Raw genomic sequence first — 15,627 nt, forward strand, 5'->3', positions numbered from 1 at the left:
CGGCCAGCGGTTCAATGTTGCAACAACTTACGAATTCGATCCCGTGTCAGGCGTGCCTGCCTGGGTGCCGTCCGGCGCACCGGCCTGCTCGCCCGGCGCCGCGCCGTCAGCACCACTCGCCTCGGCCGCGTCGAGATCGTCACCCGCGACGCCGTTGTCGGCATCGCTCTCGACAATCCGCTGCAGACCCGACAGCTTGGTGCCTTCGTCCACATTGATCAGCGTGACGCCTTGCGTCGCGCGACCCATTTCACGGATCTCGGACACGCGTGTGCGGATCAGCACGCCGCCGGTCGTGATCAGCATGATCTCGTCGTCCGGCGACACCAGTGCGGCAGCCACCACACGGCCATTGCGCTCGCTGGTCTGGATCGCAATCATGCCTTTGGTGCCGCGGCCGTGTCGAGTGTATTCGGCAATCGGCGTACGCTTGCCGTAGCCGTTCTCGGTGGCGGTCAGCACGCTGCCGACGGTGCCGGCCTGGTCGCTGGTTTCGGCCGGCGCCACCAGCATGGCAATCACGCTCTGGCTGTCTTCCAGGTTCATGCCGCGCACGCCGCGTGCCTGGCGACCCATCGGACGCACATCGTTCTCGTCGAAGCGCACGGCCTTGCCAGCGTCGGAGAACAGCATCACGTCATGCTGGCCGTCGGTCACGGCCGCGCCGATGAGGTAGTCGCCCTCGTCCAGGTCGACAGCAATGATGCCGGCCTTGCGCGGGTTGGAGAACTCGGTCAGCGCGGTCTTCTTCACGGTGCCGCGGGCAGTGCCCATGAAGATGAAGTGCTCGGCGTCGAACTGGCGCACCGGCAGGATGACGTTGATCTTCTCGCCTTCGGACAGCGGGAACATGTTGACGATCGGCCGGCCGCGCGCATTGCGCGAACCCTGCGGCACCTCGTACACCTTGAGCCAGTAGAGCCGGCCGCGGTTCGAGAAGCACAGGATGTAGTCGTGCGTGTTCGCCACGAACAGCGTGTCGATCCAGTCGTCTTCCTTGGTGGTGGTAGCCAGCTTGCCGCGCCCGCCACGCTTCTGCGCGCGGTACTCGGAAATCGGCTGGCTCTTCATATAGCCGCTGTGGGACAGCGTCACCACCATGTCCTGCGGCGTGATCAGGTCCTCGGTATCGAGCTCGGTCGCGTTGAGCTCGATGTGCGAGCGGCGCAGGTCGCCGAACTCGGTGCGGATGGCGGTGAGCTCTTCGACGATGATGGTGCTGATCCGCTCGGGGCGCGACAGGATGTCGAGCAGGTCGGAGATCACCGCCATCACGTCGCGGTACTCCTGCACGATCTTGTCCTGCTCCAGGCCGGTCAGGCGCTGCAGGCGCATCTGCAGGATTTCCTGGGCCTGCGAATCGGACAGGCGGTACAGGCCGTCGGCCTGCATGCCGAAGATGGCGGGCAGGCCATCCGGACGATAAGAGGCACGGCCGCCCGGCGTATCGCCTTCGGCGCGCGCCAGCATCTCGCGCACCAGGCTCGAATCCCACGCCTTGTTCATCAGCCCTTGCTTGGCGATGGGCGGGGTGGGCGCAGCCTTGATGATGGCGATGAACTCGTCGATATTGGCCAGCGCAACCGCCAGGCCTTCCAGCACGTGGCCGCGCTCGCGCGCCTTGCGCAGCTCGAACACGGTGCGGCGGGTCACCACTTCGCGCCGGTGCGACAGGAAGCACTCCAGCATCTGGCGCAGGTTCAGCAGGCGCGGCTGGCCGTCGACCAGCGCCACCATGTTCATGCCGAAGGTGTCCTGCAGCTGGGTGTGCTTGTAGAGATTGTTGAGCACCACCTCCGGCACTTCGTTGCGCTTGAGCTCGATCACCACGCGCATGCCGGACTTGTCGGATTCGTCGCGGATATCCGAGATGCCCTCGACCTTCTTGTCGGTCACCAGCTCGGCGATGCGCTCGAGCAGCGTGCGCTTGTTGACCTGGTAGGGGAGCTCGTCGACGATGATCGCCTGGCGCTGGCCGCGGTCGATATCCTCGAAGTGCGTCTTGGCGCGCATCACCACGCGGCCGCGGCCGGTGCGGTAGCCCTCGCGCACGCCCTGGATGCCGTAGATGATGCCGGCGGTCGGGAAGTCCGGCGCCGGGATCAGCTCGATCAGCTCGTCCACCGTGGCCTGCGGATTACGCAGCAGGTGCAGACAGCCGTCGACGACCTCATTGAGATTGTGCGGGGGAATATTGGTGGCCATACCCACCGCGATACCCGACGAGCCATTAATCAGCAGATTGGGGATGCGCGCCGGCAGAATCAGCGGCTCATTTTCGGAGCCGTCGTAATTCGGCCCGAAATCGACAGTTTCCTTGTCGATGTCCAGCAGCATCTCGTGGGCAATCTTGGAAAGGCGGATTTCGGTATAACGCATCGCGGCGGCGTTATCACCGTCCACCGAGCCGAAATTACCCTGGCCATCGACCAGCATGTATCGCAGCGAAAAATTCTGCGCCATGCGGACGATCGTATCGTACACAGCGGTGTCGCCGTGGGGGTGATACTTACCAATCACGTCCCCCACGATACGCGCCGATTTCTTGTACGGCCGGTTCCAGTCGTTGTTAAGCTCATGCATCGCATAGAGCACACGCCGGTGTACCGGTTTCAGGCCATCCCGCACATCGGGAAGCGCGCGCCCGACAATCACGCTCATCGCGTAATCGAGATAGGAGCGGCGCATTTCCTCTTCTAGGGAGACCGGAAGGGTTTCTTTGGCGAATTGATCCATTGCGGCGTGGGTTATGCGGCGAATTTAAACAGAAGGCGCCCATGTGAATCGCCATTCGCCGGGACGGCGTCTGACAGCTGGGCAACGTGGCATTCTAACATGCCCGGCACCCCTCCCCCGCGGCTGCGGCAACCCCCGGTTCCGGGCCTCCGGCGGGGCCCGGAAGCGCCGCCCGGAAGCGGGACCAAAAACCTGCAAGCCCGGCCAGGCAAGGGTTTGCGGGCATCGCAAGGGCCATGTTGCACAAACACCACAGGCCTAAAACCCATTGATGGAATCGAATATATTTACTTCTTAGGAAACGACCCTTGTGGCACAATTCCCCAGCGAAGAGCCAGACATTGTTCGAAGTGGAGCATACACCGCATCGAGAATGTTATACTCCGAAGAATGTATGACTTGTTTCCGTCCATTTGCTCGCAGTAACCCTGCGGTGATCTCATCCTGAGAGGAGAAATATGAAAAAATTTGCCAAGCTCGCGCTCGTTGCAGCTACCGCAGTAATGGCTGCATCCGCTCAAGCCCAGTCCGTCCCCTACGAAAAGAAGGCTGTGAACGATAACTGGGGCAACGGTACGAGCGAGTACGTGTGGAAGAACGGCACGAACGAGCTCTGCTGGCGCGACAGTTCGTGGACCCCGGCCACGGCCAACGCCCTGTGCGACGGCGCCCTGGCTCCGGCGGTCGCTCCGGTAGCTCCGCCGCCGGCTCCGGTTGCTCCTCCGGTTGTTTCCAGCGAGAAGGTCACGTTCGCTGCTGACACCCTGTTCGATTTCGACAAGGCCGTGCTGAAGCCCGAAGGCAAGGCAAAGCTGGACGACCTGGGCTCCAAGCTGTCCGGCATCACCCTGGAAGTCATCATCGCCGTTGGCCACACCGACTCGTTCGGTTCGGACAAGTACAACGATCGCCTGTCGATCCGCCGTGCTGAAGCCGTCAAGGCCTATCTGGTGAGCAAGGGCGTGGAAGCCAACCGTGTCTACACGGAAGGCAAGGGCAAGCGTCAGCTGAAGGTTGACCCGAAGTCGTGCAAGGGCAACCGCAAGGCGCAAATCGCCTGCCAGCAGCCGAACCGCCGCGTGGAAGTCGAAGTGGTCGGCACCCGCAGCGCACGTTAATCGGATTCTTTCCGATGAAGAAAAGCCCAGCGCAAGCTGGGCTTTTTTTTTGATACAGTGCAGCATACCCTCCGCTTTCTCGCTGCCGCACCGGCCGCGCGCCAAACCCCATGACGCAGATCTCCCCGCCGCACCACCCGACCGTTGAAACCACCCTGCTCGGCAAGAATGCCGACGCCCGGGAAATCGACAAGTTCAGCGAACTGGCCCACCGCTGGTGGGACCCGGAAAGCGAGTTCAAGCCGCTGCACGAACTCAATCCCCTGCGCCTGGACTGGATTGACGGCATTGCCGGGCTGAACGGCAAGCAGGTGCTGGACATCGGCTGTGGCGGCGGCATCCTGGCCGAGAGCATGGCGCGCAGCGGCGCCACCGTGCGCGGCATCGACCTGTCCACCAAGGCGCTGCGGGTTGCCGACCTGCACAGCCTGGAGTCCGGCGTATCCGTGACTTACGAGGAGATCGCCGCCGAAGCGCTTGCCGCGCGCATGCCCGCCAGCGTCGACGTGGTGACCTGCATGGAGATGCTCGAACATGTGCCCGACCCGCAGTCCATCGTGCGCGCCTGCGCCACGCTGGTGCGGCCCGGCGGCACGGTGTTCTTCTCCACCATCAACCGCAACCTCAAGGCCTACCTGCTGGCCGTGGTCGGCGCCGAATACGTGCTCAAGATGCTGCCGCGCGGCACGCACGACTACGACAAGTTCATCACGCCGTCGGAACTGGCGCGCTACGCCCGCAATGCGGGCCTGGAGCTGATCGAGATGCGCGGCATGAGCTACAACCCGCTGACCCAGGTCTATTCGCTGGGCCGCGACACCGACGTGAACTACCTGATGGCATTCCGCCGGCCCGCCTGAACATGCAGACATTCGACGCAGTCTTCTTCGATCTCGACGGCACCCTTGCCGACACCGCCCCCGATCTCGCCGCGGCGGCCAACCGGCTGGTCACCGAGCACGGTCGCCCGCCCGTGGCTTATGAAAAGCTCCGCCCGGTGGCATCGCACGGCGCACGGGGCCTGATCGGCGCGGCCTTCGGCAAGAGCCCCGCCGACCCCGAGTTTCCCGCCTTGCGCGATACCTTCCTCGACTACTACGAGGCGGATATCGCCGTGCATACCCATCTCTTCGAAGGCATGGGCGAGGTGCTGGACGCGCTCGAGGCGGCCGGCATCCGCTGGGGTATCGTCACCAACAAGATCACCCGCTTCACCGCCCCGCTGGTGGCCGCGATTGGCCTGGCGCCGCGCGCCTCGGCCGTGGTCAGCGGCGACACCACGCCGCACGCCAAGCCTCATCCCGCCCCGCTGCTGCACGCCGCTGAAGTCAGCGGCGTCGCGCCGGCGCGCTGCGTGTATGTCGGAGACGACCTGCGCGACATCCAGGCCGGCAAGGCGGCCGGCATGGCCACCATCACGGCCGCCTACGGCTATTGCGGCGAAGGCGAGCCGCCCGAAGAATGGGGCGCCGATTATCTGGTGCGCCATCCGAGCGAACTGATCGCCCTGCTGACACCGGCCGCGCGGCGCCGATAGAGACGACGCGCCGCGTGCGGGACAACACGCCGGGTCGACAACGGAGTACAATTCCACTCCTTGACACTGTTCACACGGGGCCGACCTGGTTTCGACGTGGGTTACAAAGCAGTGGAGGGCATACCGAGGACCCGTCACCTCGTTAATCAATGGGAATGCAATAACTGCTAACGACGAACGTTACGCACTGGCCGCTTAATTGCGGCCGTCCTCGCACTGGCTCGCTGACGGGCTAGAGTCGCAAGACTACGCGAGGTCATTTACGTCAGATAAGCCCCAGGTGAGTCACGAACCCGGGGACGAAAATCTAGTGACTCGTCGTTGTAGAGCGTGTTCGTCCGCGATGCACCGGTTAAATCAAATGACAGAACTAAGTATGTAGAACTCTCTGTGGAGGGCTTGCGGACGCGGGTTCGATTCCCGCCGGCTCCACCAATATTCGATTCCGGTTATTGCCGGGATCATGCAAAACCCCGAGGATCGTATCCCCGGGGTTTTATTTTTTGGGGCCGACATAATCGGGGGCCATGGTAGACGCCATATCGGGGCCCATATCCGGCCCCATATCTGGCACCCCGTGTCCGGCACCCTATCGTGCCGGCATCATGTCGCAGGCCATCGCGCACCGCCGCCCGCGGCGCCGAAAATTTCCCAGCACAATGAGAGTCGTCTGATTCACATTTGCTGGCGAAGGGGGCATGATCTCCCCAGGCCATCCCGGCATACCAGCCGGGTCGGCCTTCCGGCCTGCCTTAAACCGGCCGTTCCGGAGCATCCCTCCAGCGCCCGCCTGCCTCATCCAGTGCGGGCGCCTTTCTTTTGGCCGACGCCGCACGAAAATGGCGGCGCCCTGCCGGTCCGTCCCCTATCCCCCGCCTTCGCCGGCAAATTGTAATCATCTGTTACAGTCGATATTTTTTTCGACCGGCTGGCGGCGTCGGCTTTGCCCCGGCACACAGGAACGGGCAACGGACAACATGAAGAGAATCTTCGGGGCTGCAGGGATCGCGCTGACCCTCGCAGGATGTGGCGGATCGGGCGACAACGATAGCGGGCTGGCGGTGGTACGCACGCCCCCGGCCGCCACGACGACCCCGACCACGCCCACCACGCCGGCCGTGCCGGCAGCACCTGATACCAATGCCATCGGCACGGGCATCTTCAACGGCTTTACCCCGGATGGGCAGCGGGTCAATGTGCTCGTGCTCGACGAGAACGCCTTCTACATCTTCTACTCGTCCCCGGGCGTACCCGACGTACCGATGGGCGTCATCACCGGCAACTACAGCACCAACGCCGATACGCTCACCACCAACAACAACGGGCTCGACTTCAATCTCGAGGCTGCCGGCTACAACCTCGCGGCAGCCGATTTCACCGGCCGCTTCGTGCCCAGTTCGCTGATGCAGACGCAGCTGACCTACCGCAACGCCCGCAAGACATCGTTCACCGCCAACTACAGCACCGACTACAACTACATCGCCACCGTCGACGGGCTGCAAGGCGACTACGCGGGCAATGCGGTGGCACTCGACACCACCGGCATGCGTTCGGACGGCATCGCCATGCATATCGATGCCACGGGCAACATCACTGTCAGCGCCGGCGCGGGCTGCACCTTCACCGGCACCGCGACGCCACGGCGCCAGGGCAAGGTCTACAACGTGAACCTGCAGTTCGGCGCGGCGCCGTGCCGCTATCCGAATACGACCATGACGGGTATCGCCTACTACGATCCGACCACCACGCACAGCCTGCCGACCCTGGGCCAGCTCTACCTGTTCGCCATGCGCGCAGACCGCCAGGCCGGCGTGATCTTCACCGGCAAGCATTGAGCGCCAGCTGCCGGCCGCATGCACGGCGCCGCGGGCGGCGCGCTCAGAGGAAGCGGTCGAGTATCTTGCGGCTGGCCTTGTCCAGGCCGGTGAGGTTGCGTACCAGGTAGTGGATGCCGTGGCTGTCGGAGATCAGCAGCGTGGAGCCGGCCAGGCGGCGGATGTCTTCTTCGCCGCGCAGCACCAGCGAGGTGATGCCGCGATCGGTTTCGACTTCCCAGGTACTGGGCGTGGCGAACGTCGACACCGAACGGATGCGGCGGATCTCGGGCATGAATTCGCGGCTGGCCAGTTCGGCCTCGATCAGCTCGCGCAGCGGCGCGGGCAAGCTGTCCAGGCGCGGCAGCCAGGCCAGCTCGCGGCCATCGGTACTGATCATGCCCACGCCGTCGTCGGGCGCGGCAATGGGGAACGCGCGCACGGGTACCACGCCTTCGTGCACGACACCGTCCGCCATGGTCATCACCAGGCGGCCGAAGGCATTGCGGGAGAGCTTGAAATCGACTTGTTGAACGGCTTGTTGAACGGCGTGTTGATCGTTTTGCTGCTCGTGTTTCTGCATGAGTGCCGCCTGCTTACACGTTGACCGCTTCGGCGGTATCGAGATCCTGGTCCGCGTCGGTGTCGACATTGCGGGCCTGCGCCTGGTAGAGCTTGTAGTAGGCGCCTTCGCGGGCCAGCAGCTCTTCGTGCCCGCCCACTTCCACGATCTGCCCGCGGTCCATCACCACCAGCCGGTCCGCCTTGCGCAACGTGGAGAGGCGGTGCGCGATGGCGATGGTAGTGCGGCCCTGCACCAGGTTGTCCAGCGCCTTCTGGATCTCCTTCTCGGTGGCGGTATCCACCGACGAGGTGGCCTCGTCCATGATCAGGACGCGCGGGTTGATCAGCAGCGCGCGCGCGATCGAGATGCGCTGGCGCTCGCCGCCGGACAGCGCCTGCCCGCGCTCGCCCACCAGCGAATCGTAGCCGTGCGGCAGGCGCAGGATGAATTCGTGCGCGTGGGCCGCGCGCGCGGCGCCGATGATTTCCTCGCGGGTCGCGCCCGGCTTGCCGTAGGCGATGTTCTCGGCAATCGTGCCGAAGAACAGGAACGGCTCCTGCAGCACCAGCCCGATATGGCGACGGAACTCCGACACCGGCAGCGAGCGGATATCCACGCCGTCGACGCGGATCGCCCCTTCGGAGACGTCATAGAAGCGGCAGATCAGGTTGACCAGCGTGCTCTTGCCCGAACCGCTGTGCCCCACCAGGCCGATCATCTCGCCCGGCGCGATCGACAGGTTGAGCCCGCGGATCACGGCACGGTTGCCATAGCGGAAGCCCAGGTCGCGCAGCTCGATTGCGCCTTCCACGCGCTCCAGGTGCACCGGACGCACCGGCTCCGGCACGCTCGATACATGGTCGAGGATGTCGAAGATGCGCTTGGCGCCCGCGGCCGCCTTCTGCGTGACCGAGACAATGCGGCTCATCGAATCCAGGCGCGTGTAGAAGCGGCTGATATAGGTCAGGAAGGCCACCAGCACGCCGACCGTGATGGCGTTATGCGACACCTGCCAGATGCCGAAGATCCACACCACCAGCAGGCCGATCTCGGTGAGCAGCGTGACGGTCGGCGTGAACACCGACCATACCGCGTTGACGCGGTCGTTGATCGCCAGGTTGTGTCGGTTGGCCTCGCGGAAACGCTCCACTTCGCGCTTTTCCTGGGCGAAAGCCTTCACCACGCGGATGCCCGGGATGGTATCGGCCAGCACGTTGGTGATCTCGGACCAGATCCGGTCGATCTTCTCGAAGCCGTGGCGCAGGCGGTCGCGCACCAGGTGGATCATCCACGCGATGAACGGCAGCGGCACCAGCGTCACCAGCGCCAGCCACGGATTGATGGAAATCAGGATGGCCGCCGTCATGACGATCATCAGCACGTCGGTGGCGAAATCCAGCAGATGCAACGACAGGAACACGCAGATGCGGTCGCTCTCCGAGCCGATGCGGGCCATCAGGTCGCCGGTGCGCTTGCCGCCGAAATACTCCAGCGACAGGCGCAGCAGGTGTTCGTAGGTGGTGGTGCGCAGGTCGGCGCCGATGCGCTCGGATACGCGCGCCAGCAGGTAGGTGCGCGCCCATCCCAGGCTCCACGCCACCAGCGCGGCGCCCAGCAGGCCGGCCAGGTAGAGCTTGACCCGGTCATGGTCGATCGGCACGCCGTTCTGGTACGGAATCAGGACATTGTCCATCAGCGGCATGGTCAGGTACGGCGGCACCAGCGTGGCGGCCGTCGACAGCAGCGTCAGCAGGAAACCGGCCAGCAATTCGAAGCGGTACGGCCGGGCAAAGCGCCACAAACGCAGCAGTGCCCACGTCGAAGGCGGCGTTTCCAGGTCGCGGCTACATTGCGGACATTGTTCGTCGTCCGGCGCCAGCGGCGCCTTGCAGGTCGGGCAGATGTTCTCGGTCTCGGCACCGGCCAGCCCCAGCCGGCCCGATTGCGTGAGGTCGCGCTGGGCATGGAACTGGTCGATCAGGCGCAGCGCGGCCGGGTTGTGGCCCAGCGTGTAGCGCCAGCTGGCCAGCACCCGCCCGGCGCCCTGCAGTTCGAGCGTGCCGACGCCGGCATGATCGATGTGATGCAGCGATAATCCGGCCTCGATGGCCCATTCCTGCCAGTCATCCTGGCCCGGCGTGCGTGCCAGCAGACGACGATCCGTCACAAGTACCCAGCCTTGGGTAAAATGCAGCCTCGCGTCGAGATCCACCTCCAGCCAGGCCAGCACGGCCTCGCCGGGCACCAGGCGGGTGCCGAGTTCGTTGCGCCACGGTTCGTTCTGGGCGTCGGTATCAATCGCGGGCAAGGAAGGTCGGGTCATCGTTGGCACGGCATGCTGCGTCCCTGGCATGGACATAACTTGAAACAATTTAGGGCGGGCACGCTCTGGCGGCCCGTCAATTTGCCCGCAGTATACATAAGGCCAAACGCACGGGCGTCCTGATGCATTGCACAATCGCTTTTTAATCAAGAAAGTCAACCGGCTGACCGTTGTAACGTTACTGAAAGGTTAGGCTTCTATTTCTCGGGCACTCGCCCACTGCCTCAAGCTAAATCAATGAAAAAGAAGGACATTGAGATTTTCGATGTCATGTCGCTGCGCGGCCCGAATATGTGGACATATCGGCCCGTGCTGGAGGCGTGGGTCGATATCGGGGAACTGGAGGATTTTCCCTCCAACACTATCCCGGGATTCTACGAACGCCTGTCGACCTGGCTGCCCTCGCTGATCGAGCACCGCTGCAGCATCGGCGAGCGCGGCGGGTTCCTCCAGCGCCTCAAGGAAGGCACCTGGCCGGGCCATATCCTGGAACACGTCACGCTTGAACTGCAGAACCTGGCGGGCATGCCCGGCGGCTTCGGCAAGGCGCGCGAGACCCCGATCCGCGGCGTCTACAAGGTGATCGTGCGGGCCTGGCACGAAGACGTCACCCGCGCCGCCCTGTTCGCCGCGCGCGACCTGGTGATGGCTGCCATCGAGGACCGTCCCTACGACGTCCAGGAGACCGTGGACCACCTGCGCCGCCTGGTCGACCGGCATTGCCTGGGCCCGAGCACCGCCTGCATCGTCGATGCCGCCGATGACCGCGACATCCCCGCCCTGCGCCTGTCCGAAGGCAACCTGGTGCAGCTCGGCTACGGCAGCCGCCAGCGCCGCATCTGGACCGCCGAGACCGACCGCACCAGCGCCATCGCCGAGAGCATCTCGCGCGACAAGGACCTGACCAAGAGCCTGCTCGAATCCTGCGGCGTGCCCGTGCCCGAAGGCCGCCTGGTGGAAAGTGCCGCCGACGCCTGGGACGCCGCCGAGGACATCGGCGTGCCGGTGGTGGTCAAGCCGTATGACGGCAACCACGGCCGCGGCGTGTTCACCAACCTGACCACGCGCGAAGAAGTCGAGACCGCCTATGCGGTGGCCATCGACGAAGGCAGCGGCGTCATCGTCGAGCGCTTCGTGCTCGGCAACGAACACCGCCTGCTGGTGGTGGGCGGCCGCCTGGTCGCCGCCGCCATGGGCGAGACCGCCAGCGTGACCGGCGACGGCAAGTCGACCATCGACGAGCTGATCGAGCTGCAGATCAATTCGGATCCGCGCCGCGGCAGCACCGAGGACCACCCGCTCAACAAGGTGCGCCTGGATTCCGCCGCGCGCCTCGAACTCAAGCGCCAGGGCTACGACGCCGCCTCCGTGCCGCCGGAAGGCAAGCACGTGCTGATCCAGCGCAACGGCAATGTCGCCTTCGACGTGACCGACCGCGTGCACCCGAGCGTGGCCGCGCATGCCTCGCTGGCCGCCCGCGTGGTGGGCCTGGACATCGCCGGCGTCGACCTGGTGGCGCAAGACATCTCGCGCCCGCTGGCCGAGCAGCGCGGCGCCATCGTCGAGGTCAATGCCGGCCCCGGCCTGCTGATGCACCTCAAGCCCTCCAACGGCGAAGCGCGCCCGGTCGGGCGCGCGGTGGTGGACCACCTGTTCCCCGCCGGCGAAGGCGACGACAACGGCCGCATCCCGGTGGTGGGCATCACCGGCACCAATGGCAAGACCGTGGTGGCCAAGCTGGTGGCGCGCCTGCTGCAACTGTCCGGCAAGCACACCGGCCTGGCCTGCAGCGACGGCCTCTACCTCGACCGCCGCCGGGTCGAAGGCGGCGATTGCGCCAACTGGGACGCCGCGCACCGCATCCTGATGAACCGCGCGGTCGATGCCGCCGTGCTCGAGAACGACAGCGGCGCCATCCTCTCCGAAGGCCTCGCCTATGACCGCTGCCAGGTCGGCGTGGTCACCAATATCGACGTGCCAGACCACCTCGGCCAGTACTACGTCGAGGAAGTCGAGAAGATGTACAACGTGCTGCGCACGCAGGTCGACGTGGTGCTCGACGGCGGCGTGGCCGTGCTCAACGCGCGCGACCCGCTGGTGGTCGAGATGGCCGAGCTGTGCGATGGCGACGTGATCTTCTTCGGCCTCTCGGCCGACCTGCCCGCCATCGCCGCGCACCGCGCGGCCGGCCGCCGCACCGTGTATGTGCGCGACGGCAAGGTGGTGCTGGCCACCGGCAGCCGCGAGACGCCGCTGACCGATGTCGCCGCCATCCCCCTGACCTATGCCGGGCGCGTGGCCTTCCAGGTCGAGAACGTGCTGGCGGCAGTGGCCACCGGCTGGGCGCTGGGCATCTCGCACGACCTGATCCGCGCCGGCGTGGTGACCTTCGACGTCGGCCAGGTGGACGTGCCGGGCCGCTTCACGCTGTTCGAGCGCAACGGCGCCATCGTGGTGATCGACGACGCCCACAACGCCCCCGCGCTGGAAGCGCTGGTGGCGGCGCTGGAGCGCTTCCCGACCGAACGCCGCGTGGTGGTGTACGGCGCCGGACTGCGGCGCCGCGACGAAGACATGGTCAAGCAGGGCAAGGTGCTGGGCGCCTCGTTCGACCGCGTCTTCCTGTGCGAGGACCGCTCCGTCGAGAGCCCCCTGCCCGATGCCGAGGCGCGCGCGCTGCTCAAGCAAGGCCTGTACGAAGGCCGCCGCGTGACCAAGATCATCGACGAAGGCTCGCGCCGCCAGGCCATCGAGGCCGCGCTCGCACAAGTGGTGGCCGGCGACCTGCTGGTCCTGCAGTGCGACGAAGGCTCGACCCTGCCGACGATCGACCTGGTCCACCAGTGGATGGGCCAGCCGGGCCGCCGCGCCTGATCCGGACCGCAGAAGAACGGATCCAAGAGGAAACTGATTTCATGGAAGTCTCACGTATCCGGGCCCTGCGCGGCCCCAACCTGTGGTGCCGCCACACCGCCATCGAAGCCATCGTTTCGTGTTCGGACGAGGCCCACACCCTGGCCCAGCTGCCTGGCTTCGAAGAGCGCCTGCGCGCGCGCTTTCCCGAAGTCGGTCCGCTGCGGCCCGACGACAACGAAGGCGTGGTGTCGCTGGCGCACGCGCTCGAATGCGCGGCGATGCGCCTGCAGGCCGAAGCCGGCTGCCCGGTCAGCTTCAGCCGCACCGCGCCCACGGTCGAACCCGGCACCTACCAGGTGGTGGTCCAGTACAGCGAGGAAGAAGTCGGCCGGCTCGCGCTGGAACTGGCCGCCACGCTGTGCCGCGCCGCGCGCGACGACATGCCCTTCGACCTTGCCGATGCGCTGCATCGCCTGCGCGAGCTCGACGAGGATGTGCGCCTGGGGCCGAGCACCGGCTCCATCGTCTATGCCGGCGTGGCTCGCGGCATCCCTTACCGCCGCCTGACCCAGGGCAGCATGGTGCAGTTCGGCTGGGGCAGCAAGCAGCGCCGCATCCAGGCTGCCGAGACCGACATGACCAGCGCGGTCTCGGAATCGATCGCGCAGGACAAGGACCTCACCAAGACCCTGCTGCACGCCGCCGGCGTGCCGGTGCCGCTGGGCCGCACCGTGACGGATGCCGACGAAGCCTGGGCCGCGGCCCAGGAAATCAACGCGCCGGTGGTGGTCAAGCCCCGCGACGGCAACCAGGGCAAGGGCGTGGCCGTGCGCATCCGCACCCGCGAGGAAGTCACCGCTGCCTTCGAGGTTGCCGCCGACATCAGCTCCGACGTGATCGTCGAGCGCTATATCCCCGGTCACGACTTCCGCCTGCTGGTGGTCGGCAAGCACCTGGTTGCCGCCGCCCGCCGCGATCCGCCGCAGGTCACCGGCGACGGCAGGCACACCGTGCGCGAACTGGTCGACGAGGTCAACCGCGACCCGCGCCGCGGCGAGGGCCACGCCACCTCGCTGACCAAGATCCGTTTCGACGATATCGCGCTGGCTACGCTGGCCAAGCAAAACCTGACCGCCGACTCGGTGCCGGCCAAGGGCACCCGCGTGGTCCTGCGCAACAACGCCAACCTGTCCACCGGCGGTAGCGCCACCGACGTCACCGACGACGTGCACCCCGACATGGCCGCGCGCGCCGTGGCCGCGGCGCAGATGGTCGGGCTCGATATCTGCGGCGTCGACGCAGTCTGCGAAACCGTGCTCAAGCCGTTCGAGGAACAGGCCGGCGGCATCGTCGAGGTCAACGCCGCGCCGGGCCTGCGCATGCACCTGCAGCCGTCCTACGGCAAAGGCCGCGCGGTTGGCGAAGCCATCATCTCCACCATGTTCGCCGACGGCGACGACGGCCGCATCCCGGTGGTGGCGGTGTCGGGCACCAATGGCAAGACCACCACGGTCCGCCTGATCACCCACCTGCTCGCCTCCAGCGGCCTGCGCATGGGCATGACGGGCACCGACGGCGTCTATATCAGGGGCGAGCGCATCGACACCGGTGACTGCAGCGGCCCGCGCAGCGCGCGCAATGTGCTGATGCACCCGGACGTGGACGCCGCCGTGTTCGAGACCGCGCGCGGCGGCCTGCTGCGCGAAGGCCTGGCCTTCGACCGCTGCGACGTCGCCGTGGTCACCAATGTGGGCGAAGGCGATCACCTCGGCCTGTCCTACATCAGCACCGTGGAAGACCTGGCCGTGCTCAAGAGCGTCATCGTGCAGAACGTGGCGCCGCACGGCATGGCCGTGCTCAACGCGGCCGATCCCATGGTGGTGCGCATGGCCGATGCCTGCCCCGGCTCCGTGACCTTCTTCACCGCCGACACGAACAACCCCGTGATGGCCACGCACCGCGCGCAAGGCAAGCGTGTGGTGTTCGTCGAGGACGGCCATATCGTGGCCGCCGAGGGCGACACCCAGGTCCGCCTCGCGCTGTCCTCCATCCCGCTCACGCGCGGCGGCGCCATCGGCTTCCAGGTCGAGAACGCCATGTCGGCCACCGCGGCGGCATGGGCGCTCGGCATCGACTGGGAAGTGATCCGCCGTGGCCTGGCCACCTTCGTCAACGATGCGGCCACCGCCCCGGGGCGCTTCAATGTGTTCGACTACAAGGGCGCCACCCTGATCGCCGACTACGGCCACAACCCGGACGCCATCCAGGCCCTGTGCGACGCCATCGAAGGCATGCCGGCCAAGCGCCGCTCGGTGGTGATCAGCGGCGCCGGCGACCGCCGCGACGTCGACATCCGCCGCCAGACCGAAATCCTCGGCGGCGTGTTCGACCAGGTGGTGCTGTACCAGGACCAGTGCCAGCGCGGGCGGGAAGACGGCGAAGTGCTGGCCTTGCTGCGCGAAGGCCTGGAGGGCGCAAAGCGCGCCAGCGCGGTGCAAGAGATCCGGGGGGAATTCCTCGCCATCGATACCGCCCTGGAGCACCTGCAGCCCGGCGACCTGTGCCTGATCCTGGTGGACCAGGTGGAAGAGGCGCTTGACCATATCGCCAAGCGCATCGGCGAAGCGGCGTAGGGTGCACGGCACGCCTGCCCCTCTTTCATGAAATGGGAGAGGGGG

At 66.0% G+C, this 15,627-nt stretch carries 9 protein-coding genes and 1 other RNA gene; 7 read left to right on the forward strand and 3 right to left on the reverse strand.

All coding sequences use genetic code 11. The features are described 5' to 3' along the window. Positions 1 to 27: 27 nt before the first annotated feature. Positions 28 to 2,736 (reverse strand): DNA gyrase subunit A, encoded by a 2,709-nt coding sequence (gene gyrA, locus AC1DKV_RS14320; protein ID WP_441612530.1) that lies wholly within the window; start codon positions 2,734 to 2,736, stop codon positions 28 to 30. A gap of 458 nt (positions 2,737 to 3,194) precedes the next feature. Between gyrA and ompA the strand changes: the two genes are divergently transcribed. From ompA to AC1DKV_RS14345, 5 genes are all read left to right on the forward strand, one after another. Beyond that, entirely contained in the window at positions 3,195 to 3,854 is a 660-nt protein-coding gene (gene ompA / locus AC1DKV_RS14325) for an outer membrane protein OmpA (protein WP_441612531.1), read from the forward strand. A 110-nt stretch (positions 3,855 to 3,964) separates the two neighbouring features. After that, positions 3,965 to 4,714 (forward strand): bifunctional 2-polyprenyl-6-hydroxyphenol methylase/3-demethylubiquinol 3-O-methyltransferase UbiG, encoded by a 750-nt coding sequence (ubiG, locus tag AC1DKV_RS14330; RefSeq protein ID WP_441612532.1) that lies wholly within the window; start codon positions 3,965 to 3,967, stop codon positions 4,712 to 4,714. Positions 4,715 to 4,716: 2 nt separating this feature from the next. Further along, entirely contained in the window at positions 4,717 to 5,391 is a 675-nt protein-coding gene (gene gph / locus AC1DKV_RS14335; RefSeq protein ID WP_441612533.1) for a phosphoglycolate phosphatase, read from the forward strand. Between the two features lie 76 nt (positions 5,392 to 5,467). After that, positions 5,468 to 5,826: a transfer-messenger RNA gene (gene ssrA / locus AC1DKV_RS14340) on the forward strand. Between the two features lie 542 nt (positions 5,827 to 6,368). Beyond that, a complete protein-coding gene (locus AC1DKV_RS14345; RefSeq protein WP_441612534.1) occupies positions 6,369 to 7,226 on the forward strand; it encodes a hypothetical protein in 858 nt (285 codons plus the stop codon). 43 nt (positions 7,227 to 7,269) lie between these two features. Here the strand turns inward: AC1DKV_RS14345 and AC1DKV_RS14350 are convergent, their stop codons facing one another. Together AC1DKV_RS14350 and AC1DKV_RS14355 are read right to left on the reverse strand one after the other, a co-directional pair. Further along, a complete protein-coding gene (locus AC1DKV_RS14350; RefSeq protein WP_441612535.1) occupies positions 7,270 to 7,788 on the reverse strand; it encodes a cyanophycin metabolism-associated DUF1854 family protein in 519 nt (172 codons plus the stop codon). A gap of 13 nt (positions 7,789 to 7,801) precedes the next feature. Further along, complete coding sequence (locus AC1DKV_RS14355) at positions 7,802 to 10,093, reverse strand: cyanophycin metabolism-associated ABC transporter (RefSeq protein ID WP_441612536.1); 2,292 nt, start codon at positions 10,091 to 10,093, stop codon at positions 7,802 to 7,804. A 237-nt stretch (positions 10,094 to 10,330) separates the two neighbouring features. On the opposite strand from AC1DKV_RS14355, the gene cphA (AC1DKV_RS14360) reads away from it, so the two are divergent. Together cphA (AC1DKV_RS14360) and cphA (AC1DKV_RS14365) are read left to right on the forward strand one after the other, a co-directional pair. Beyond that, positions 10,331 to 12,967, forward strand: coding sequence for a cyanophycin synthetase (gene cphA / locus AC1DKV_RS14360; RefSeq protein ID WP_441612537.1), 2,637 nt, complete (start codon positions 10,331 to 10,333; stop codon positions 12,965 to 12,967). Positions 12,968 to 13,008: 41 nt separating this feature from the next. Further along, complete coding sequence (gene cphA / locus AC1DKV_RS14365) at positions 13,009 to 15,582, forward strand: cyanophycin synthetase (protein WP_441612538.1); 2,574 nt, start codon at positions 13,009 to 13,011, stop codon at positions 15,580 to 15,582. Positions 15,583 to 15,627 lie beyond the last annotated feature (45 nt).

This window comes from Cupriavidus sp. 05T41, assembly GCF_056396525.1.

Coding starts and splice junctions, on each gene's coding strand:
- gyrA (WP_441612530.1), bottom strand. CDS start 2,736: ATGGATCAATTCGCCAAAGAAACCCTTCCGGTCTCCCTAGAAGAGGAA.
- ompA (WP_441612531.1), top strand. CDS start 3,195: ATGAAAAAATTTGCCAAGCTCGCGCTCGTTGCAGCTACCGCAGTAATG.
- ubiG (WP_441612532.1), top strand. CDS start 3,965: ATGACGCAGATCTCCCCGCCGCACCACCCGACCGTTGAAACCACCCTG.
- gph (WP_441612533.1), top strand. CDS start 4,717: ATGCAGACATTCGACGCAGTCTTCTTCGATCTCGACGGCACCCTTGCC.
- AC1DKV_RS14345 (WP_441612534.1), top strand. CDS start 6,369: ATGAAGAGAATCTTCGGGGCTGCAGGGATCGCGCTGACCCTCGCAGGA.
- AC1DKV_RS14350 (WP_441612535.1), bottom strand. CDS start 7,788: ATGCAGAAACACGAGCAGCAAAACGATCAACACGCCGTTCAACAAGCC.
- AC1DKV_RS14355 (WP_441612536.1), bottom strand. CDS start 10,093: ATGACCCGACCTTCCTTGCCCGCGATTGATACCGACGCCCAGAACGAA.
- cphA (WP_441612537.1), top strand. CDS start 10,331: ATGAAAAAGAAGGACATTGAGATTTTCGATGTCATGTCGCTGCGCGGC.
- cphA (WP_441612538.1), top strand. CDS start 13,009: ATGGAAGTCTCACGTATCCGGGCCCTGCGCGGCCCCAACCTGTGGTGC.